The sequence below is a fragment of the Kitasatospora sp. NPDC097691 genome (assembly GCF_040302665.1).
Taxonomy (GTDB): Bacteria; Actinomycetota; Actinomycetes; order Streptomycetales; family Streptomycetaceae; genus Kitasatospora.
Map to the genome: position 1 here is coordinate 147,213 of NZ_JBEORY010000010.1, position 21,683 is coordinate 168,895.

Annotated in this window: 19 protein-coding genes; 15 read left to right on the forward strand and 4 right to left on the reverse strand. The window is 70.9% G+C overall.

From position 1 onward, the window contains the following. Positions 1-72: 72 nt before the first annotated feature. The gene (locus tag ABTY56_RS10355) at positions 73-534 is read right to left on the reverse strand and encodes an indole-3-glycerol phosphate synthase (protein ID WP_350628100.1); all 462 of its coding nucleotides are present in this window, start codon (positions 532-534) and stop codon (positions 73-75) included. A 73-nt stretch (positions 535-607) separates the two neighbouring features. After that, on the reverse strand, positions 608-1,378 hold the full coding sequence (locus ABTY56_RS10360) for a pyrimidine reductase family protein (protein WP_350628101.1): 771 nt from the start codon (positions 1,376-1,378) through the stop codon (positions 608-610). Positions 1,379-1,491: 113 nt separating this feature from the next. On the opposite strand from ABTY56_RS10360, the gene zapE reads away from it, so the two are divergent. The 4 genes from zapE (at position 1,492) to ABTY56_RS10380 (ending at position 6,706) form a co-directional block, all read left to right on the forward strand. Beyond that, the gene (gene zapE, locus ABTY56_RS10365; protein ID WP_350628123.1) at positions 1,492-2,535 is read left to right on the forward strand and encodes a cell division protein ZapE; all 1,044 of its coding nucleotides are present in this window, start codon (positions 1,492-1,494) and stop codon (positions 2,533-2,535) included. Positions 2,536-2,571: 36 nt separating this feature from the next. Next, entirely contained in the window at positions 2,572-4,662 is a 2,091-nt protein-coding gene (gene uvrB, locus ABTY56_RS10370) for an excinuclease ABC subunit UvrB (RefSeq protein ID WP_350628102.1), read from the forward strand. A gap of 249 nt (positions 4,663-4,911) precedes the next feature. Then, on the forward strand, positions 4,912-5,490 hold the full coding sequence (locus tag ABTY56_RS10375) for a TerD family protein (protein ID WP_350628103.1): 579 nt from the start codon (positions 4,912-4,914) through the stop codon (positions 5,488-5,490). A gap of 220 nt (positions 5,491-5,710) precedes the next feature. Further along, positions 5,711-6,706 (forward strand): TerC family protein, encoded by a 996-nt coding sequence (locus ABTY56_RS10380; protein ID WP_350628104.1) that lies wholly within the window; start codon positions 5,711-5,713, stop codon positions 6,704-6,706. Positions 6,707-6,809: 103 nt separating this feature from the next. Here the strand turns inward: ABTY56_RS10380 and ABTY56_RS10385 are convergent, their stop codons facing one another. Both ABTY56_RS10385 and ABTY56_RS10390 read right to left on the reverse strand, forming a co-directional pair. Beyond that, entirely contained in the window at positions 6,810-7,463 is a 654-nt protein-coding gene (locus tag ABTY56_RS10385) for an MBL fold metallo-hydrolase (protein WP_350628105.1), read from the reverse strand. A 60-nt stretch (positions 7,464-7,523) separates the two neighbouring features. After that, positions 7,524-8,258 carry a maleylpyruvate isomerase family mycothiol-dependent enzyme gene (locus ABTY56_RS10390; protein WP_350628106.1) on the reverse strand — a complete coding sequence of 245 codons (735 nt, stop codon included), beginning with the start codon at positions 8,256-8,258 and terminating at the stop codon, positions 7,524-7,526. 279 nt (positions 8,259-8,537) lie between these two features. Here ABTY56_RS10390 and uvrA point away from each other — a divergent pair, with 279 nt between their 5' ends. The 11 genes from uvrA to ABTY56_RS10445 all read left to right on the forward strand — a co-directional run bounded on the left by uvrA (position 8,538) and on the right by ABTY56_RS10445 (position 21,544). After that, positions 8,538-11,453 carry an excinuclease ABC subunit UvrA gene (gene uvrA, locus ABTY56_RS10395; protein WP_350628107.1) on the forward strand — a complete coding sequence of 972 codons (2,916 nt, stop codon included), beginning with the start codon at positions 8,538-8,540 and terminating at the stop codon, positions 11,451-11,453. A gap of 131 nt (positions 11,454-11,584) precedes the next feature. After that, on the forward strand, positions 11,585-12,028 hold the full coding sequence (locus tag ABTY56_RS10400) for a Rieske (2Fe-2S) protein (protein WP_350628108.1): 444 nt from the start codon (positions 11,585-11,587) through the stop codon (positions 12,026-12,028). A 66-nt stretch (positions 12,029-12,094) separates the two neighbouring features. Further along, the gene (uvrC, locus tag ABTY56_RS10405) at positions 12,095-14,128 is read left to right on the forward strand and encodes an excinuclease ABC subunit UvrC (RefSeq protein WP_350628109.1); all 2,034 of its coding nucleotides are present in this window, start codon (positions 12,095-12,097) and stop codon (positions 14,126-14,128) included. 118 nt (positions 14,129-14,246) lie between these two features. Next, on the forward strand, positions 14,247-15,131 hold the full coding sequence (rapZ, locus tag ABTY56_RS10410) for an RNase adapter RapZ (protein ID WP_350628110.1): 885 nt from the start codon (positions 14,247-14,249) through the stop codon (positions 15,129-15,131). A 64-nt stretch (positions 15,132-15,195) separates the two neighbouring features. Beyond that, positions 15,196-16,293, forward strand: coding sequence for a gluconeogenesis factor YvcK family protein (locus ABTY56_RS10415; protein ID WP_350628111.1), 1,098 nt, complete (start codon positions 15,196-15,198; stop codon positions 16,291-16,293). Beyond that, the gene (gene whiA / locus ABTY56_RS10420) at positions 16,284-17,264 is read left to right on the forward strand and encodes a DNA-binding protein WhiA (protein ID WP_350521392.1); all 981 of its coding nucleotides are present in this window, start codon (positions 16,284-16,286) and stop codon (positions 17,262-17,264) included. The genes ABTY56_RS10415 and whiA overlap by 10 nt, the downstream gene beginning before the upstream one ends. A 301-nt stretch (positions 17,265-17,565) precedes the next feature. Continuing rightward, on the forward strand, positions 17,566-18,573 hold the full coding sequence (gap, locus tag ABTY56_RS10425; RefSeq protein WP_350628112.1) for a type I glyceraldehyde-3-phosphate dehydrogenase: 1,008 nt from the start codon (positions 17,566-17,568) through the stop codon (positions 18,571-18,573). A 150-nt stretch (positions 18,574-18,723) separates the two neighbouring features. After that, positions 18,724-19,935, forward strand: a complete 1,212-nt coding sequence (locus tag ABTY56_RS10430; protein ID WP_350628113.1) for a phosphoglycerate kinase — start codon at positions 18,724-18,726, stop codon at positions 19,933-19,935. Positions 19,936-19,941: 6 nt separating this feature from the next. Beyond that, positions 19,942-20,727, forward strand: coding sequence for a triose-phosphate isomerase (tpiA, locus tag ABTY56_RS10435; RefSeq protein WP_350628114.1), 786 nt, complete (start codon positions 19,942-19,944; stop codon positions 20,725-20,727). Positions 20,728-20,814: 87 nt separating this feature from the next. Continuing rightward, positions 20,815-21,051: a preprotein translocase subunit SecG gene (gene secG, locus ABTY56_RS10440; protein WP_350521388.1), complete on the forward strand. Its 237-nt coding sequence runs from the start codon at positions 20,815-20,817 to the stop codon at positions 21,049-21,051. Positions 21,052-21,256: 205 nt separating this feature from the next. Further along, positions 21,257-21,544: an RNA polymerase-binding protein RbpA gene (locus ABTY56_RS10445; protein WP_030238413.1), complete on the forward strand. Its 288-nt coding sequence runs from the start codon at positions 21,257-21,259 to the stop codon at positions 21,542-21,544. Positions 21,545-21,683 lie beyond the last annotated feature (139 nt).

A 21,683-nucleotide genomic window follows, 5' to 3' on the forward strand; every position in this document is an offset into this window, starting at 1 on the left:
CGTGGGAGCCGACGTGGGAACCGTCCTCGCGGGCGGACCGCAAGGACGATTCTGCACCACCGGCGCGCGGAGCTAGGAGTCGCTGGCGAACAGCCTCAGCACCGGGACCCCCACCTTGTGCCGGGCCTGCGAGGCCCAGTCGCGGTGGAAGAACTCCTCCACGAAGTGGGGTGAGGTGAGCACCACCACCTCGTCCGCCCGGTGCTCCTCGACGACCGCGCGCAGCCGTTCCAGGGGCTTCTCCTCGACCAGCTCGCCCACCGCCTCGGCCCCGGCCGAGCGCAGGTGGCGCAGGCTGTGCTCCAGCGACTCGGTGGCCACGGTCGGCCCGCTCTCGGACTCGTCGTGCTCGCGCCTCACCTTGTCGAGGTGGCCGAGGGCGACGTCGTCGAGCGCCCGCAGCAGTTCGTCCTGCTTGCCGCGCGGCTGCATCAGGACGACGAAGGAGACCTTCTCGTCGCTGTGGAGCGTGGTGACGAGTTCCACGTCCGCGTCCGAGAGAGCCTTTTCGATCATCAGTACCGTCTTGAACACGTGAGTCCCTTCCAGTGGCCGGCCCCCGGGCCCCGGCATCGCATAACGGGATCACGACCGGGGGGTCACGGGGTCATTCCGAACCCAGGTGACGCAGGTAGCGGGTGAAGAGGAATCCTTTCTGCTCGATCAATGAGACCAGCCGCATCGGTTGCACGTCAGCCATTTCCGCATCGTGGAGGATGCGCGGCGCGTCGCCGCCGGTGAGCAGCGGGGCGAGCGACAGGCACAGCTCGTCCAGCAGGTCCGCCGCCGCGAGCTGCCCCAGCAGGCGCGGGCCGCCCTCGGTGAGCAGCCGGGTCCAGCCCCGCTCGGCCAGCGCCGCCACGCCCGCCCGCAGGTCCACCGAGCCGGTGCCGGCGAGCACCAGGTCGGCCACCTCGGCGACCGCCCGGCGGCGCTCCTCGGGGGCGTCCTCGGTGGTGATCACCACCGTCCTGACCAGCGGTTCCGTGAACAGCGGCGCGGTCAGGTCCAGCTGCAGCGAGCGCGTCACGATCGCGATCACCGGCGCCGGGGCCTGTCCGGCCGCGGCCCGGGCCGCCGCGAACTCCTTGCGGGCCCGGGCCGGCCGGTAGCCCTCCGCGCGGACCGTCTCCGCGCCCACCAGCACCACGTCCGACAGCGCCCGCAGCACCCCGAAGATCCGCTTGTCGGCGTCGCCGGAGAGCCCCTCGGACAGGCCGTCGAGCCCGGCCCCGCCGTCCAGACCGGCCACCATGTTGGCGCGCAGCCAGGGGCGGCCCCGATTCACCTGTTCGGGGTACGCGTACACGGCGGCGAGCGACTCCAGTGCGGCCGGATCGGCGACCGGCTCACCCAGCGGGCTGATCAACTGTTGCATGCCCTCAGTGTTCCACCGCAGGTCGTCCGGAGGCGGTTCGGAGGGCACCGGGACCAGGCGTACCCTCTACTGATGTGCCCGCAGCCTCCCGCCCCGACACCGCGACCGAGTCCATAGCCACCGCGAGCGCGGCCGGCTCCCCGATCGCGCTCGCCGACCGCCGTCCCGTCGTGCCCGCCGAGCGGCTGGTCGCCGAGATGGTCCCGCCGCCCCGGTTCGCCGAGGTGAGCTTCGGGTCGTACATCCCGGACCAGAGCCAGCCCAGCCAGTACGAGGCCGTCCAGGTCCTGGAGCAGTTCGCGGCGACCCTCGCGGGAGGAAACGGTTCCGCGCCCAAGCGCAGCTGGTTCCGCCGCTCCGCCCCCGCACCCACCGGCCCGGCCGGCGTCTACCTCGACGGCGGCTACGGCGTCGGCAAGACCCACCTGCTCGCCTCGCTGTGGCACGCCGCCCCCGGCCCGAAGGCCTTCGGCACCTTCGTCGAGCTGACCAACCTGGTCGGCGCGCTCGGCTTCCAGCAGGCCGTGCAGACCCTCTCCGCGCACACGCTGCTCTGCATCGACGAGTTCGAGCTGGACGACCCGGGCGACACCGTGCTGGTCTCCACCCTGCTCGGCCGCCTGGTCGACAACGGCGTCAAGCTGTGCGCCACCTCGAACACCCTGCCCGAGAAGCTGGGCGATGGCCGCTTCGCCGCCGCCGACTTCCTGCGCGAGATCCAGGGCCTGTCCGCGCATTTCCGCCCGCTGCGCATCGACGGCCAGGACTACCGCCACCGCGGCCTGCCCGACGCCCCGCCGCCGTACTCCGACGAGGCCGTCGAGGCCGCCGCCGCCCGCACCCCCGGCGCCTCCCTGGACGACTTCGACGCCCTGCTCGCCCACCTCTCCGCCGTCCACCCCAGCCGCTACGGCGCGCTGCTGGACGACGTCGCCGCGGTCTGCCTGCGCGGCGTGCACCAGGTCGACGACCAGTCCACCGCCCTGCGCCTGGTCGTCTTGGCCGACCGCATGTACGACCGCGAACTGCCCATCACCGCCTCCGGGATCCCGTTCGACCGGGTCTTCCCCGAGGACATGCTCCGCGGCGGCTACCGCAAGAAGTACCTGCGCGCCATCTCCCGCCTCGTCGCCCTCGCCCGCGACAGCGCGAAGTAGGCCCCGGCTGTCGGTGGTGGGTCGTACGGTGGAGTCGTGCGTCCCATCACGAGTATTGAGCGGTCCGTGGCGCCCTTCGAGGTCGTCAGCCCCTTCCAGCCGAACGGTGACCAGCCGGCGGCGATCGCCGAGCTGGAGCGACGGGTCAAGGGAGGGGAGAAGGACGTCGTGCTGCTCGGTGCCACCGGTACCGGCAAGTCGGCCACCACGGCCTGGATGATCGAGAAGCTGCAGCGGCCCACCCTGGTGATGGCGCCGAACAAGACGCTGGCCGCGCAGCTGGCGAACGAGTTCCGCGAACTGCTGCCGAACAACGCGGTCGAGTACTTCGTCTCGTACTACGACTACTACCAGCCCGAGGCGTACGTCCCGCAGACGGACACCTACATCGAGAAGGACTCCTCGATCAACGAGGAGGTCGAGCGGCTGCGCCACTCGGCGACAAACTCGCTGCTCACCCGTCGGGACGTGATCGTGGTCGCGTCCGTCTCCTGCATCTACGGCCTCGGCACCCCGCAGGAGTACGTGGACCGGATGGTGCCGCTCAAGGTCGGACAGGAGATCGACCGGGACGACCTGCTGCGCCGCTTCGTGGACATCCAGTACGCCCGCAACGACGTCGCCTTCACCCGCGGCACGTTCCGGGTGCGCGGCGACACCATCGAGATCTTCCCGGTCTACGAGGAACTCGCCGTCCGGATCGAGATGTTCGGCGACGAGATCGAGGCGCTCTACACCCTGCACCCGCTCACCGGCGAGATCATCAGCCAGGACGACTCGGTCTACGTCTTCCCCGCCTCGCACTACGTGGCCGGCCCCGAGCGCATGGAGCGCGCGATCACCGGCATCGAGCAGGAGCTGGAGGGGACGCTCGCCAGGATGGAGAAGCAGGGCAAGCTGCTGGAGGCCCAGCGGCTGCGGATGCGCACCACCTACGACATCGAGATGCTGCGCCAGATCGGCACCTGCTCGGGCGTCGAGAACTACTCGATGCACTTCGACGGCCGCGAGCCCGGCTCCCCGCCGAACACCCTGCTCGACTACTTCCCGGAGGACTTCCTCCTGGTCATCGACGAGTCGCACGTGACCGTCCCGCAGATCGGCGCGATGTACGAGGGCGACGCCTCGCGCAAGCGCACGCTGGTCGAGCACGGCTTCCGGCTGCCGTCCGCGATGGACAACCGCCCGCTGAAGTGGGAGGAGTTCCTGGGACGGATCGGCCAGACGGTGTACCTGTCGGCGACGCCGGGCCCGTACGAGCTGTCGCGCGGCGACGGCCAGGTCGAGCAGATCATCCGCCCGACCGGTCTGATCGACCCCGAGGTGATCGTCAAGCCGACCGAGGGCCAGATCGACGACCTGGTGCACGAGGTCCGCAAGCGGGTCGAGCGGGACGAGCGCGTGCTGGTCACCACGCTGACCAAGAAGATGGCCGAGGACCTCACCGACTACATGCTCGGCCTGGACATCCGGGTCCGGTACCTGCACAGCGACGTGGACACCCTGCGCCGGGTGGAGCTGCTGCGCGAGCTGCGGGCGGGCCGGTTCGACGTGCTGGTCGGCATCAACCTGCTGCGCGAGGGCCTGGACCTGCCCGAGGTGTCGCTGGTGGCGATCCTGGACGCGGACAAGGAGGGCTTCCTGCGCTCCGGGACGTCGCTGATCCAGACGATCGGCCGCGCGGCCCGCAACGTCTCCGGCCAGGTCCACATGTACGCGGACCGGATCACGCCCTCGATGGAGAAGGCGATCGACGAGACCAACCGCCGCCGGGCCGTGCAGCAGGCCTACAACCAGGAGCACGGGATCGACCCGCAGCCGCTGCGGAAGAAGATCGGCGACATCCTCGACACCCTCGCCCGCGAGGACGTGGACACCGACGAGTTGCTGTCCACCGGCTACCGCGGCCAGGGCAAGGGCAAGGCCCCGGTGCCGGCGCTGGGCGCGGCGCGCAAGCCCGCCAAGTCCCTGCCGGCCGCCGAGCTGGCGGAACTCATCCAGGAGATGACCGACCGGATGCACACGGCCGCCGCCGACCTGCAGTTCGAGGTCGCGGCCCGCCTGCGCGACGAGGTCAAGGAGCTGAAGAAGGAGCTGCGGCAGATGCGCGAGGCCGGTGTGGCGTAGCCGCTCGACCCGGGGCGCCGGGCTTGGCCGGAATGGCACCGGTCAAGCCCGGCGGTGTCTCAGCCTTGCCACAAACGGGGAAACCCTGAGGAGGCGGGGGTGCCGCAGGGCCTAGGCTGGCCTGCGGCATCACGCTCACGGGACGGGCGCGGGCCGTACGCAGAGGGGGCCTCAGCCGGGGGACGGCGACGGGGTGTTCCAGGGGAGCCGGGCGGCAGCGACCGCGTGGCCGGCAGAGAGGACAACGTCGTGTCGGTGAACCTTGCCAAGGGGCAGCGGGTCAGCCTCCAGAAGGGGCAGGGCGACGCCCTGACCGTGGTCCGGATGGGCCTCGGCTGGCAGGCCGCCCCCAAGCGGGGCCTGTTCGGCAGCCGTACCAGGACGATCGACCTGGACGCCTCGGCGCTGCTGTACGCCGAGCGGACCCCGTCCGACGTGGTGTTCTTCCAGCACCTGGAGAGCAACGACGGCTCCGTCCGGCACACCGGGGACAACCTGCAGGGCGGCTCGGGCCACGAGGACGACGAAGCGATCCTGGTCGACCTGATGCACGTGCCGACGCACATCACCCAGGTGGTGTTCACGGTGAGTTCGTACACCGGGCAGACCTTCGCCGAGGTGCAGCGGGCGCACTGCCGGCTGGTGGACGAGACCACCGGGCTGGAGCTGGCCCGCTACGAGCTGGCGGGCGGCGGGCCGCACACCGGGCAGATCATGGCCAAGGTGGTCCGGGACGGCAACGGCGGCTGGGAGATGCAGGCGATTGGCGCCCCGGCGAAGGGGCGCACCTTCCAGGACCTGCTGCCGGCGATCGAGCCGTTCCTCTGACGCCGCCGCCCTGACGGGTCTTTACCTTCTTTACCTTTCCTTGTCTGTCCTGTTACTCTCGATGGCAGCGGAGGGGAGTATTCCTCGACAGCCGACCCCGTCATCACGGGTGCCCGTCGCGGCACCCCGGGGCGCTGGTCCGACGTGGCTTTGCCCGACGGGCGGAAGAGACCTCCGGCAGTGACGATGACCGTCTCGCCTAGCTGCCGGAGGAGCAGTAATGGACGTTTCCGTAACCATGTGGGCCACCACGATCGGCGTGTTGATCGCCTTGATCGTGGCGGACTTCTTCATCGGCGGGCGAAAGCCGCACGAGGTCTCGATCAAGGAGGCCGGGATCTGGACGGCCGTCTGGGTCGTGCTGGCGCTGCTCTTCGGCGGGTTCCTGTGGTGGCACTCCGGCGGGCAGCCGGCGGGTGAGTTCTTCGCCGGCTACATCACCGAGAAGTCGCTCAGTGTCGACAACCTCTTCGTGTTCATCCTGATCATGGGCAAGTTCGCGGTACCGAGGATCTACCAGCAGCGCGTGCTGATGTTCGGTGTGATCATCGCGCTGGTGCTCCGGGCGGCGTTCATCGCCGGTGGCGCCGCGCTGGTCACCCAGTTCTCCTGGGTGTTCTTCATCTTCGGCGCCTTCCTGATCTGGACCGCCTGGAAGCTGATCAAGGAGGCGCGGGCCGAGGAGGAGGACGAGGAGTTCGAGGAGAACCGCCTGCTCAAGTCGATCACCCGGCGCTTCCCGTCCACCGACGGCTACCGCGGCACCAAGCTCCTGGTCAAGGAGCACGGCCGCCGGCTGATCACCCCGATGCTGATCGTCATGCTGGCGATCGGTACGACGGACGTGCTGTTCGCCCTGGACTCGATCCCGGCCATCTTCGGCCTCACCCAGGACCCGTACATCGTCTTCACCGCCAACGCCTTCGCCCTGATGGGTCTGCGCCAGCTGTACTTCCTGATCGGCGGCCTGCTGAAGAAGCTGGTCCACCTGAGCTACGGCCTGTCGGTGATCCTCGGCTTCATCGGTGTGAAGCTGGTGCTGCACGCCGCGCACGAGGCGGGCGCGACGTGGGCCCCGGAGATCGGCATCCCGTTCTCGCTGGGCTTCATCGTGGTGGTGCTGGCCGTCACCACGTTCACCAGCCTGCGGGCCTCGAAGAAGGCCGCCGAGGCCGAGCAGGCCGAGCAGGCCGAGCCCGCGAAGCTCGACGCCTGAGCCGCCTGAGCGGCTGAGCGAAGGCCGGCTCGCCGGCCGAACGCCGAGGCCCCCGCGACCGCATCCGGTCGCGGGGGCCTCGGCCGTGTGCGGGGCGCCCCGGCTACCAACCGCGCTCGCGCCACTCGTCGAGGTGGGGGCGCTCGGCGCCGAGGGTGGTGTCGTTGCCGTGGCCGGGGTAGACCCAGGCCTCGTCCGGCAGGGCGTCGAAGATCTTCTCGTTGACGTCCCGGAAGAGGCTCTCGAAGGCCGCCGGGTCGCCCCAGGTGTTGCCGACGCCGCCGGGGAAGAGGCAGTCGCCGGTGAAGACGTGCGGGTGGCCCTGCGGGTCGTCGTAGATGAGCACGATCGCACCCGGGGTGTGCCCGACCAGGTGCCGCACGGTGAGCTCGACGTCACCGACCCGAAGCCGCTCGCCGTCCGCGAGCAGCAGCTCGGTGGGCACGTCGATGCCCTCGGCGTCGTGCTCGCCGGCGGCGGTGCGGGCGCCGGTGGTGGCGACCACCTCGGCCAGCGCGCCCCAGTGGTCGTGGTGCCGGTGGGTGGTGACCACGGTCTCCAGCTCGTCCCCGACGGTCTCCAGCAGCACCGGGGCGTCGGCGGCCGCGTCGATCAGCAACTGCTCGTCGGTGGCCCGGCAGCGCAGCAGGTACGCGTTGTTGTCGTACGGGCCGACGGCCACCTTGGTGATGATCAGGTGCGCCAGCTCCCGCACGTCCGGCGGCCCGCCGACCTTGACCGCTCCGTGGTACGTCATCCGTCCGCTCCTCGTCCTAGTCCGGACCCGCCAACAGGGTTCAGGATCATCCTCGCGCCGTCAGCCCATCGGGGGAAGCGGGGGGAGGGCGGTGTCGGGGGTGCGGAGCAGGCCGGCGCCGGCGGATCGGCCGGAGAGCCAGGCGGTGAGCTCGCGCTGCGGGCCCTCGACGGTCAGCGAGGTGGTGCCGGTGCCGATCGTGCCGAACCGTCCGGTGTCCTGTGCGTGCACCTCGACGAGCGGCAGGCCGGGACCGTGGAGCTTCTCCACGAGCCGGTGGAACTCCTCGACGGCGAAGTCCTCCGGCCAGTCGCCCGGACCGTGGCCGGCGGCCAGGTCGACGTGGTGGTACTCGACCTCCAGCAGGCGCTTGTGCGGGATGTCGGAGGCCGGGAAGACGTAGCCGGAGCGGTGCTTCACCTCCGCCGTCCAGGCCTCGGGGGTCATCTGCGCGGCGGCCTCGGCGAAGCGGGCGTGCGAGGCGCGCAGGTCGGCGAGGTGGACCTCCAGCGGGCGGGGGGCGTCGCGTTCGATGTCCGCGTCGCGGGCCTCGTGACTGGCGTACTGCGGGATGTCGGTGCCGGTGCGGGCGCCGTTCAGCAGGTTGACCAGGGAGTCGGCGTTGCGGGCGAGGTGGGCCAGCACGTGGCCGCGGGTCCAGCCGGGGAGCGCGGAGGGTTCGGCGACGGCCCCGGGCGCCAGCCCGGAGACGGTCTGCAGCAGGCGCTGGGTGCTCTCCTCGACCTGGCCCAGCCGGGCGGTGGCGGAGGCTGCGGCGGACTGCGGGTCGGTCATCGATCCTGCCTTCGGGACGGGGCGGGGCGTTGCCCACGGGGGGCTCCGCTCGTTGACCCTGCGACGCTACCGCCGGATCCCGGCCCTGAGCAGCGGGTTTTCCGGTACGCGCACGGTACGGGTACGGACCGTCCCGACCCCGCCCTCACTCGTTCGGGTGGTCTCCACTGGACAGAGTCGAGATTCGAACGTCTGAGCTATAGGCTGGCTGCCGCATCCTGGAAGAAGTACCGAATCTCACCGCAAGCCCTCTCGCCCCGGAGAAAGGCGCCAGAAGCAGTGGCCGACCGCCTCATCGTCCGCGGTGCTCGCGAGCACAACCTCAAGAACGTCTCGCTCGACCTGCCCCGCGACTCCCTCATCGTCTTCACGGGCCTCTCCGGCTCCGGCAAGTCCTCGCTCGCCTTCGACACGATCTTCGCCGAGGGCCAGCGCCGCTACGTCGAGTCGCTGTCGTCCTACGCCCGTCAGTTCCTCGGGCAGATGGACAAGCCCGACGTGGACTTCATCGAGGGCCTCTCCCCGGCCGTCTCGATCGACCAGAAGTCCACCAACCGCAACCCCCGTTCGACCGTCGGCACCATCACCGAGGTCTACGACTACCTGCGCCTGCTGTTCGCCCGCATCGGCAAGCCCCACTGTCCGCACTGCGGTCGTCCGATCGCCAAGCAGTCGCCGCAGGCGATCGTGGACAAGGTGCTGGAGCTCGCCGAGGGCACCCGGTTCCAGGTGCTCAGCCCGGTGGTGCGCGAGCGCAAGGGCGAGTTCGTCGACCTCTTCGCCGACCTCCAGTCCAAGGGCTACTCCCGCGCCCGCGTCGACGGCGCCACGATCCAGCTCGCCGAGCCGCCGAAGCTCAAGAAGCAGGAGAAGCACACCGTCGAGGTGGTGATCGACCGCCTCACCGTCAAGGAGAGCGCCAAGCGGCGGCTCACCGACTCGGTGGAGACGGCCCTGCGGCTGTCCGGCGGCATGGTCGTGCTCGACTTCGTCGACCTCCCCGAGGACGACCCGGAGCGCGAGCGGATGTACTCCGAGCACCTCTACTGCCCGTACGACGACGTGTCGTTCGAGGAGCTGGAGCCGCGCTCGTTCTCCTTCAACTCGCCGTTCGGCGCCTGCCCGGACTGCTCGGGCCTGGGCAACCGGATGGAGGTCGACCCGGAGCTGGTGGTGCCGGACGTCGAGCGCTCGCTCGACGAGGGCGCGATCCACCCGTGGTCGGCGGGGCACGCCAAGGAGTACTTCCAGCGGCTGATCGACGCGCTGGCCGGGGAGCTCGGCTTCCGCACCGACATCCCCTGGGCCGGGCTGCCCGCCCGCGCCAAGAAGGCGCTGCTGTACGGGCACAAGCACCAGGTGGAGGTCCGCTACCGCAACCGCTTCGGCCGCGAGCGCTCGTACAGCACCGGCTTCGAGGGCGCCGTCCCGTTCATCCAGCGCCGGCACACCGAGGCGGAGAGCGACAGCAGCCGCGAGCGCTTCGAGGGCTACATGCGCGAGGTGCCCTGTCCGACGTGCCAGGGCACCCGGCTCAAGCCGGTGGTGCTCGCGGTCACCGTCCAGGACAGGTCGATCGCCGACGTCTCCTCGATGTCGATCAGCGACTGCGCCGAGTTCCTGGGCGCGATGAAGCTCAACGCCCGGGACAAGCAGATCGCCGAGCGGGTCCTCAAGGAGGTCAACGAGCGGCTGCGCTTCCTGGTCGACGTCGGCCTGGACTACCTCTCGCTCGACCGCGCGGCCGGCACCCTGTCCGGCGGCGAGGCCCAGCGCATCCGGCTGGCCACCCAGATCGGCTCCGGCCTGGTCGGCGTGCTCTACGTGCTGGACGAGCCGTCCATCGGCCTGCACCAGCGGGACAACCACCGGCTGATCGAGACGCTGGTGCGGCTGCGCGACATCGGCAACACCCTGATCGTGGTCGAGCACGACGAGGACACCATCAAGACCGCGGACTGGGTGGTCGACATCGGCCCGGGCGCGGGCGAGCACGGCGGCAAGGTGGTGCACTCCGGTTCGCTGAAGGAGCTGCTCGGCAACAAGGAGTCGCTGACCGGCCAGTACCTCGCCGGCAAGCGGTCCATCCCGATCCCGGCCGCCCGCCGCGAGCGGGACAAGAAGCGCCAGCTGACCGTCCACGGCGCCCGCGAGCACAACCTCAAGGACGTCACGGTCGGCTTCCCGCTCGGCACCTTCACGGCGATCACCGGGGTCTCCGGCTCCGGCAAGTCGACGCTGGTCAACGACATCCTCTACACCCACCTCGCCCGGGAGCTGAACGGCGCCCGCAGCGTGCCCGGCCGGCACACCCGGATCACCGGCACCGACCAGGTGGACAAGGTGGTGCACGTCGACCAGTCGCCGATCGGCCGCACGCCCCGCTCCAACCCGGCCACCTACACCGGGGTGTTCGACCACGTCCGCCGGCTCTTCGCGGAGACCCAGGAGGCGAAGGTCCGCGGCTACCTGCCGGGCCGGTTCTCGTTCAACGTCAAGGGCGGCCGCTGCGAGAACTGCTCGGGCGACGGCACGATCAAGATCGAGATGAACTTCCTGCCGGACGTCTACGTCCCGTGCGAGGTCTGCCACGGCGCCCGGTACAACCGGGAGACGCTGGAGGTGCACTACAAGGGCAAGTCCATCGCCGAGGTGCTGGACATGCCGATCGAGGAGGCGCTGGCCTTCTTCGAGGCCGTCCCGGCGATCGCCCGGCACCTCAGGACGCTCAACGACGTCGGCCTCGGCTACGTCCGGCTCGGCCAGTCCGCGCCCACCCTGTCCGGCGGCGAGGCGCAGCGCGTCAAGCTCGCCTCGGAGCTGCAGAAGCGCTCCACCGGGCGGACGGTGTACGTGCTGGACGAGCCGACCACCGGTCTGCACTTCGAGGACATCAGCAAGCTGATCAAGGTGCTCAGCGGGCTCGTCGACAAGGGCAACACGGTGATCGTCATCGAGCACAACCTCGATGTGATCAAGACCGCCGACTGGGTCGTCGACATGGGCCCCGAAGGCGGCTCCGGCGGCGGCACGGTGGTCGCCGAGGGCACCCCCGAGCAGATCGCCGCCGTTCCGGAGAGCCACACCGGCAAGTTCCTGCGGGACATCCTGCCGAGCGACTTCGCGGACGCCCCGGTCGCCGCCGCCGCGGCGAAGAAGGCGGCACCGCGCAAGCGCGCCGCCGCGAAGAAGTAGGCGAAGGAGCGACCGCGCCCGCACCGCCGCTCCCGGGACGCCCGAACAGTGGGACTCCCGGGAGCGGCGGGGCGCGTGCGGCATAGAATTCCGTGGTCCCTCGCAGCAGCAGCAACCGTAGGAGCGCACCGATGTCCGAGGCCCCCGAGACCAGCCCGACCGCCTCCCGCCGCACCCTGCTCTGCGGGGCCGCGGCCGTCCTGGCGGCCGGCGGCACCGTGGCCGTCACCGGCTGCAGCTCCTCCTCGGGTTCCTCCGGCTCCAGCGGTGCCGCCAAGGGCCCGGTGGACCTCGGCGCGGCCTCGGCCGTACCGGAGGGCGGCGGCAAGGTGTACCGCGAGCAGAAGATCGTGGTGACCCAGCCGACCGCCGGCCAGTACAAGGCCTTCAGCGCCAAGTGCACCCACGCCGGCTGCATCGTGGACCAGGTGAAGAACCAGCAGATCCAGTGCCCCTGCCACGGCAGCCGCTTCGGCATCGCCGACGGCGCCGTGCAGGACGGCCCGGCCCCCTCCCCGCTGCCCGCCTACACCGTCACGGTCGAGGGCGGGAACCTCAAGGTGACCCCGAGCTGAAGCAGTTGACCCCCGTCGAGTTGATCTCCTCCCCGCGGCCCCGTCCCCACTCGGTACGGTGGACCCATGGCTGACCCGAGCACCTACCGCCCGGCGCCCGGCGCGATCCCGACCTCCCCGGGCGTCTACAAGTTCCGTGACGCCCACGGCCGGGTCATCTACGTCGGCAAGGCCAAGAGCCTGCGGCCACGCCTGTCGTCCTACTTCCAGGACCTGGCCGGCCTGCACCCGCGCACCGCGACCATGGTCACCACCGCCGCCTCGGTGGAGTGGACCGTGGTCGGCACCGAGGTCGAGGCGCTCCAGCTGGAGTACTCCTGGATCAAGGAGTTCGACCCGCGGTTCAACGTCAAGTACCGCGACGACAAGAGCTATCCGGAACTCGCCGTCACCCTCGACGAGGAGTATCCGAGGGTCCAGGTGATGCGCGGGGCGCACAAGAAGGGCGTGCGCTACTTCGGCCCCTACGGGCACGCCTGGGCGATCCGCGAGACGGTCGACCTGCTGCTGCGCGTCTTCCCCGTCCGCACCTGCTCCAACGGCGTCTTCAAGCGCGCCCGGCAGGTCGGCCGGCCCTGCCTGCTGGGCTACATCGGCAAGTGCGCCGCGCCCTGCGTCGGCAAGGTCTCGGCGGACGAACACCGGGCGCTGGCCGAGGACTTCTGCGACTTCATGGCCGGGCGCACCGGCAACTACCTGCGCCGGCTGGAAGAACAGATGCAGGAGGCCGCGGCCGAGCTGGAGTACGAGAAGGCGGCCCGGCTGCGCGACGACATCGGCGCCCTCAGGCGCGCGATGGAGAAGAACGCCATCGTGCTCGCCGACGCCACCGACGCCGACCTGCTGGCCCTCGCCGAGGACGAACTCGAAGCCGCCGTGCAGATCTTCCACGTCCGCGGCGGCCGGGTGCGCGGCCAGCGCGGCTGGGTCACCGACAAGGTCGAGGACGTCGACACCGCCGGCCTGGTCGAGCACGCCCTCCAACAGCTCTACGGCGGCGGCGAGGCCGTCCCGCGCGAGGTCCTCGTCCCCGCCCTGCCCGAGCCGGTCGAGCCGGTGCGGGAGTGGCTGAACGGCCTGCGCGGCAGCCAGGTCGACCTGCGCATCCCGCAGCGCGGCGACAAGAAGGACCTGATGGCCACCGTGCAGCGCAACGCCCAGCAGGCGCTCGCGCTGCACAAGACCAAGCGCGCCTCCGACCTCACCACCCGCAGCCGCGCCCTGCAGGAGATCGCCGACGCGCTGGAGCTGGACTCCGTCCCGCTGCGCATCGAGTGCTACGACATCTCCCACCTCCAGGGCGAGGACGTGGTCGCCTCCATGGTCGTCTTCGAGGACGGCCTGGCCCGCAAGAGCGAGTACCGGCGCTTCCAGATCAAGGGCTTCGAAGGCCAGGACGACGTCCGCTCCATGCACGAGGTGATCGGCCGCCGCTTCCGCCGCTACCTCCGGGAGCGCGAGCAGACCGGCGAGTGGGCCGTCCCCGAGGAGGACGAGCAGCCCGAGGACGGCCCGCGCACCGAGGAGGGCCGCCCCAAGCGCTTCGCCTACCCGCCCCAGCTGTTGGTGGTCGACGGCGGCCGACCGCAGGTCGCGGCCGCCAAGCGTGCCCTGGACGAACTCGGCATCGACGACGTCGCGCTGTGCGGGCTGGCCAAGCGCCTGGAGGAGGTGTGGCTGCCCGGCGAGGACGACCCGGTGGTGCTGCCCCGCTCCAGCGAGGGCCTCTACCTGCTCCAGCGGGTCCGCGACGAGGCCCACCGCTTCGCGATCGGCTACCAGCGCAACAAGCGTTCCAAGCGACTCACCGCCGGGGAACTGGACTCCGTCCCGGGCCTCGGCGAGACTCGCCGCCAGGCGCTGCTCAAGCACTTCGGCTCGCTGAAGAAGCTCCGGGCCGCCACCGTGGACGAACTCTGCGCGGTACCCGGCATCGGACGCCGCACCGCGGAGACTGTTGCGGCGGCGTTGTCGTCCCGTACACCCGCCGCACCCGCGGTCAACACCGCGACCGGCGAGATCATCGAGGACGGGGCCGACCAGGCCGCCGAGCCGGCGGCAGCAGCACCCCAGACCGCACCATCCCAGGAGACGCCATGACGGCCGACGCCGCCCGTCAGTCGGTGTGCCCCGACCCCGCCCGCCTGCCCGGGCCGGGGAAGGGTGGCCGTGCCGTGCGCGTTCTCCCCAGCAGAAAGACCGAGAGCGGGGAACCGAAGTGACCGTGTCAGACGTGGCCGAGAACGCGCCGGAGCTGGTGATCATCTCCGGCATGTCCGGAGCCGGCCGCTCCACCGCCGCCAAGTGCCTGGAAGACCTCGGCTGGTTCGTGGTGGACAACCTGCCGCCGGCCCTGATCCCGACCATGGTCGACCTGGGCGCCCGGTCCCAGGGCAACGTCGCCAGGATCGGCGTCGTCGTGGACGTCCGTGGCCGCCAGTTCTTCGATGACCTGCTCACCTCGCTGGACGAGCTGGAGAAGCGCGGCGTCCGGCTGCGGGTCGTCTTCCTGGACTCCTCCGACGAGGCGCTGGTGCGCCGCTTCGAGAACGTCCGCCGCCCGCACCCGCTGCAGGGCGACGGCCGGATCGTGGACGGCATCGCCCAGGAGCGCGACCTGCTGCGCGACCTGCGCGGCGAGGCCGACCTGGTGATCGACACCTCCAACCTCAACGTGCACCAGCTCCGGGCCAAGCTGGACGCCCAGTTCGCCGACCACGACGAGCCCGAGCTGCGCGCCACCGTGATGTCCTTCGGCTTCAAGTACGGCCTGCCGGTCGACGCCGACCTCGTGGTGGACTGCCGCTTCCTGCCCAACCCGCACTGGGTGCCCGAGCTGCGCGCCCGTACCGGCACCGACGCGGACGTCGCCGACTACGTGTTCCGGCAGCCCGGAGCCAACGAGTTCCTGGACGGCTACACCGAGCTGTTGCGGATCGTGACCGAGGGCTACCGACGCGAGGGGAAGCGCTACATGACGCTTGCCGTAGGCTGCACCGGTGGCAAGCACCGCAGCGTCGCCATGTCCGAGCGTCTGACCAAGCGTCTCATCGCCGACGGAGTCGAGACGGTGCTCGTTCACCGTGACATGGGACGGGAGTAACCGCCGCTTTCCCTGCCGGGCCCCCGGCGGAGCCGGTGGCGGGGCGAGGAACGCGAGGTGATGTGTGGCGGGATACGTGCCCGGGCGGCAGCCGCAGAGCAGGACCGGTGACCGGGCGGGCAGCCCGGCCCGGCCCCCGGCGCCGAGCCGTCCGCGCAGTAGTCCCGCCAGGGCCAACCCGGCCCCCAGGATCACCGCGCTCGGCGGCGGCCAGGGCCTGTCCGCCTCGCTGTCCGCGCTGCGCCGCCTCACCAGCGACCTCACCGCCGTGGTCACCGTCGCCGACGACGGCGGCTCCAGCGGACGGCTGCGCACCGAGCTCGGCGTGCTGCCCCCGGGCGACCTGCGCAAGGCGCTGGCCGCGCTGTGCGGGGACGACGACTGGGGCCGCACCTGGTCCGAGGTGATCCAGCAGCGCTTCACCGGCAACGGCGAGCTCGGCGGCCACGCCGTCGGCAACCTGCTGATCGTCGCCCTCTGGGAGAAGCTGGGCGACCCGGTGGAGGCCCTGGACTGGGTCGGCCGGCTGCTCAACGTCCAGGGCCGGGTACTGCCGATGTCGGCGGTGCCGCTGGACATCGAGGCGACCGTCCGCGGCCACGACCCGGAGCTGCCCGGCGAGGTGTCGGCGGTCCGGGGCCAGGCGAACGTCGCGGTCACCCCCGGCACGGTGCAGTCGATCCGGCTGCTCCCGGACGGGCCGCCCGCCGTCCCGGAGGCGGTCACCGCCGTCCGCGAGGCGGACTGGGTGGTGCTCGGCCCCGGCTCCTGGTTCACCAGCGTGCTGCCGCACCTGCTGGTGCCCGACCTGGCCAAGGCGCTCACCGAGACCCGCGCCCGCCGCCTGCTCACCCTGAACCTCGCCCCCCAGCCCGGCGAGACCGAGGGCTTCACCCCGCAGCGTCACCTGGAGGTCATCGCCGACCACGCCCCGGAGCTGGCGGTGGATGCGATCCTGGTGGACGAGCGCGCCGTCACCGGCGGCGCCTTCGGCCAGGCCGACCTCGACGGACTGGAGAAGGCGGCCGAGCGGATGGGCGCAGCCCTGGTGCTCGGCTCGGTGGCCCGCACCGACGGTACGCCGCGACACGACCCCGAGCTGTTGGCCGCAGCGTACGACCGGATTTTCCGGACACATGGAAGGATCGGGCCATGGCGATGACTCCAGCGGTGAAGGACGAGATCAGCCGGCTCCCGGTCACCCGGGCCTGCTGTCGCAAGGCGGAGGTGTCGGCGATCCTGCGGTTCGCGGGCGGGCTGCACATCGTGAGCGGCCGCATCGTGATCGAGGCAGAGCTGGACACCGGAGCGGCGGCACGGCGGCTGCGCAAGGACCTCCTGGAGATCTTCGGGCACTCCTCCGACCTCGTCGTGATGGCCCCCGGCGGGCTGCGCCGCGGCAGCCGCTTCGTGGTCCGCGTGGTCAAGGACGGCGAGCTGCTGGCGCGCCAGACCGGCCTGGTGGACGGGCGGGGCCGCCCCATCCGCGGCCTGCCCCCCGCGGTCGTCTCCGGTGCCACCTGCGACGCCGAGGCCGCCTGGCGCGGAGCCTTCCTCGCGCACGGCTCGCTCACCGAACCGGGCCGCTCGTCCTCGCTGGAGATCACCTGCCCCGGCTCCGAGGCGGCCCTGGCGCTGGTCGGCGCCGCCCGTCGGCTCGGCATCCCGGCCAAGGCGCGCGAGGTCCGCGGCGTGGACCGGGTGGTGATCCGCGACGGCGACGCGATCGGCGCGCTGCTGACCCGCCTCGGCGCGCACGAGTCGGTGCTCGCCTGGGAGGAGCGCCGGATGCGCCGCGAGGTGCGGGCCACCGCGAACCGGCTCGCCAACTTCGACGACGCCAACCTGCGCCGCTCGGCCCGCGCCGCGGTGGCGGCCGGCGCCCGGGTCGCCCGCGCGCTGGAGATCCTCGGCGAAGAGGTGCCCGAGCACCTGGCTGCGGCCGGCCAGTTGCGGATGCAGCACAAGCAGGCCTCGCTGGAGGAGTTGGGCGCGCTCGCCGACCCCCCGCTGACCAAGGACGCGGTGGCCGGCCGGATCCGCCGCCTGCTCGCGATGGCGGACAAGCGCGCCTCCGAGCTCGGCCTGCCGAGCACCGAGGCCAGCCTGACCGACGAGATGGCGATGAACTGACGCCCACCGTCCGTGATCACGACACGGCCGGCGCCCGGCTCCCGGGCGCCGGCCGTCGTCGTTTCCGGGCACCCGCCGGACTCCCGAATTGGTAGAGACCACTGGCCCGTGACCAACTGCCCGACGGGCCAAGGCAGGACGGCCTGAAACCCGGGTTCAGGGCACGCCACGCCACGTCTCACGAGGTGGCGCGATGTGCCCTCCCAGGCCCGGGAGGGGTAGGGTCATAGGCGGTCGGGGACTTCCCAAATCTCACCCCCGTCGGGCTCCGGCCCGGCGTACCTAACGAGGAGATCGGTTCGTGACGATCCGGGTAGGCATCAACGGCTTTGGCCGCATCGGCCGCAACTTCTTCCGCGCGGTCAAGGCCCAGGGCGCGGACATCGAGATCGTCGGTGTCAACGACCTCACCGACACGAAGACCCTGGCTCACCTGCTCAAGTACGACACCACCCTGGGTACCCTCCAGGCGGAGGTCTCGCACACCGAGGACAGCATCACCGTCGACGGCCACACCTTCAAGGTGACCGCCGAGCGTGACCCGGCCAACCTCCCGTGGGCCGCCCTGGGCGCCGACATCGTCGTCGAGTCCACCGGCATCTTCACCAAGGCCGAGGCTGCGAAGAAGCACCTCGCCGCCGGCGCGAAGAAGGTCATCATCTCGGCGCCCGCGACCGACGAGGACGTCACCATCGTCCTGGGCGTCAACGACGAGAAGTACGACGCGGCCAACCACCACGTCATCTCCAACGCCTCCTGCACCACCAACTGCGTGGCGCCGATGGCGAAGGTGCTGAACGAGGCCTTCGGCATCGTCAAGGGTCTGATGACCACCGTCCACGCGTTCACCAACGACCAGGTCACCCTGGACTTCCCGCACAAGGACCTGCGCCGTGCTCGTGCGGCGAGCCAGAACATCATCCCGACCTCGACCGGTGCCGCCAAGGCGACCGCCCTGGTCCTGCCGGAGCTGAAGGGCAAGCTGGACGGCACCTCGCTGCGCGTCCCGGTCCCGACCGGCTCCATCACGGACCTGGTCGTCACCCTGGAGCGCGAGGTCACCAAGGACGAGGTCAACGCGGCCTTCCAGAAGGCCGCGCAGGAGGGCCCGCTCAAGGGCATCCTGGCCTACACCGAGGACCCGATCGTCTCCTCGGACATCGTCAACGACCCGGCCTCCTGCATCTTCGACAGCCAGCTCACCATGGTCCAGGGCAACCAGGTCAAGGTGCTCGGCTGGTACGACAACGAGTGGGGCTACTCGAACCGCGTCGTCGACCTGGTCACCCTCGTCGGTGGCCAGCTCTGACGCGTGGGAGCTGACGTGATGTAGGGGCGAGGGCCCGGACGGCGCACCTGCCGACCGGGCCCTCGCTCCGCGCTCAAGGACTTCTCAGGCGGCCCCTGCGCCGTGCCGCCTCTGCGCATCGACCATCTCCCCAGGAGCAACCGAATCCCCGTGAAGACCATCGAAGAGCTCATCGAAGCCGGTGTCGAAGGAAAGCGCGTGTTCGTGCGCGCCGACCTGAACGTCCCGCTGGACGGCGAGACGATCACCGACGACGGCCGGATCCGCGCCGTCTCCCCGACCATCGCCAAGCTGGCCGCGGCCGGCGCGAAGGTCGTCGTTGCCTCGCACCTCGGCCGCCCCAAGGGCGAGCCGGACCCGAAGTTCTCGCTCGCGCCCGCTGCCAAGCGGCTCGGCGAGATCCTCGGCAAGGACGTCGCCTTCGCCACCGACACCGTCGGCGACAGCGCCGAGGCCACCGTCGCCGCGCTGGCGAACGGCGAGGTCGCGCTGTTGGAGAACCTGCGCTTCAACGCCGGCGAGACCAGCAAGGACGACGCCGAGCGCGGCGCCTTCGCCGAGCAGCTGGCCGCCCTGGCCGACCTGTACGTCGGTGACGGCTTCGGCGCCGTGCACCGCAAGCACGCCTCGGTGTTCGACCTGCCGAAGCTCCTGCCGCACGCCGCCGGCGACCTGATCGCCACCGAGGTCGGCGTCCTGAAGAAGCTCACCGACGAGGTGCGGCGCCCGTACGTGGTGGTGCTCGGCGGCGCCAAGGTCTCCGACAAGCTCGGCGTGATCGACAACCTGCTGAAGAAGGCCGACCGGATCCTGATCGGCGGCGGCATGGCGTACACCTTCCTCAAGGCCAAGGGCCACGAGGTCGGCATCTCGCTGCTGCAGGCGGACCAGATCCCGGTCTGCCTGGAGTACCTGGCCGAGGCCGAGAAGCGGGGCGTCGAGTTCGTCCTGCCGGTCGACGTGCTGGTCTCCGCCGAGTTCCCGGACCTCAAGGGCAAGACCCCGGCGAACCCGGACCTCGTCGCCTCGGACGCGATCCCGGCCGACAAGGAGGGCCTGGACATCGGCCCGAAGACCCGCGAGCTGTACGCGGCCAAGCTGGCCGACGCCGGCACGGTGTTCTGGAACGGCCCGATGGGCGTCTTCGAGCACCCGGACTACGCGAACGGCACCAAGGCCGTCGCGCAGGGCCTGCTGGACAGCGACGCGTTCACCGTCGTCGGCGGCGGCGACTCCGCCGCGGCCGTCCGCATCCTGGGCTTCGACGAGAACGCCTTCGGACACATCTCGACCGGCGGCGGCGCCAGCCTCGAATACCTGGAGGGCAAGACCCTCCCCGGTCTCGCCGCTCTGGAGGACTGAAAGAACATGACCGACCGTCTCCCGCTCATGGCGGGCAACTGGAAGATGAACCTCAACCACCTTGAGGCCATCCAGCACACCCAGAAGCTGGCGTTCGCGCTGGCCGACAAGGACTACGAGGCCGTCGAGGTCGCCGTCCTGGTGCCGTTCACCGACCTGCGCTCGGTGCAGACCCTGGTCTTCGGCGACAAGCTGAAGATCAAGTACGGCTCGCAGGACATCTCGCAGCACGACGGCGGCGCGTACACCGGCGAGGTCTCCGGCCCGATGCTGGCCAAGCTCCAGTGCACCTACGCGGTGATCGGCCACTCGGAGCGCCGCCAGTACCACGGCGAGAACGAGGAGATCGTCAACGCCAAGGTGAAGGCCGCCTACCGTGCCGGGATCACCCCGATCCTGTGCATCGGCGAGCCGCTGGACGTCCGCAAGGCCGGTACCCACGTCGAGCACACCCTGGCCCAGCTGGACGGCGCCCTGGCGGACGTCCCGGCCCACCAGGCCGAGACCATCGTGGTCGCCTACGAGCCGGTCTGGGCGATCGGCACCGGCGAGGTGGCCACCCCGGAGGACGCGCAGGAGGTCTGCGCCGCCATCCGCAAGCGGATCGCCGAGCTGTACGACGCCGAGCTGGCCGGCAAGGTCCGCGTGCTGTACGGCGGTTCGGTCAAGTCGTCGAGTGCGGCCGGCCTGATGGCCAAGCCCGACATCGACGGCGGCCTGATCGGCGGTGCCTCGCTGGACGCCGACGAGTTCGTCAAGATCGTGCGCTACCGTGAGCAGGCAGTAGGCTAACGCCGCTGCAGCAACGTAGGCTTTGGGGCCGGACCGCCGTACGCGGCCCGGCCCCTTCGCCGAAGATACGAGAGAGTTGGTCCCGTCGTGGTTCTCGGGTTCTCGATTGCCCTGATCATCTTCAGTCTGCTGATGATCCTCCTGGTGCTGCTGCACAAGGGGAAGGGCGGCGGCCTGTCGGACATGTTCGGCGGTGGCGCGATGTCCACCGGCGGCGGCTCGGCGGTGGCCGAGCGCAACCTGGACCGCATCACCATCGTGGTCGGCCTGGGCTGGTTCGCCTCCATCATCGTCCTGGGCCTGGTGCTGAAGTACCAGAGCTGACACAAGCCTGACGCCCCGTCGCCCGAGCGCCTATCCTGGAGCGGTCGGGGGCGGAGGCGATGGTGGCGGATCCTTAACTCCTGCTTACACTAGGACGACTTTCGCCACCGACGCGCACCGCGGCGGGTCGGCGCACCAGTACGCAGGGAGTCAGACCGTGGCAAGTGGCAATGCCATCCGTGGCAGCAGGGTTGGGGCCGGCCCGATGGGCGAGGCGGAGCGCGGCGAGTCCGCCCCGCGCAACCGGATCTCCTTCTGGTGCGCCAACAAGCACGAGACCCGGCCCAGCTTCGCCGCCGAAGCGGCGATCCCGGACACCTGGGACTGCCCGCGCTGCGGCTTCCCGGCCGGGCAGGACCAGCACAACCCGCCGGCTCCCTCGCGCAACGAGCCGTACAAGACCCACCTCGCCTACGTCCGTGAGCGGCGCACCGACGCCGACGGCGAGGCGATCCTGGCCGAGGCGCTGGCGAAGCTGCGCGGCGAGATCTGAGGCGAGATCCCAGGCGACCGGAACCGGGAAGGGGGGCCCCCGCGAAAGTGGGGGGGGGCCCTGGGCGTTGTGGGGCGGGGCCAAGCCCGGGCCGGCGGGGTGTGGTGCGGGGGGTGGGGCGCGGGGGGGGGTCCGGGGA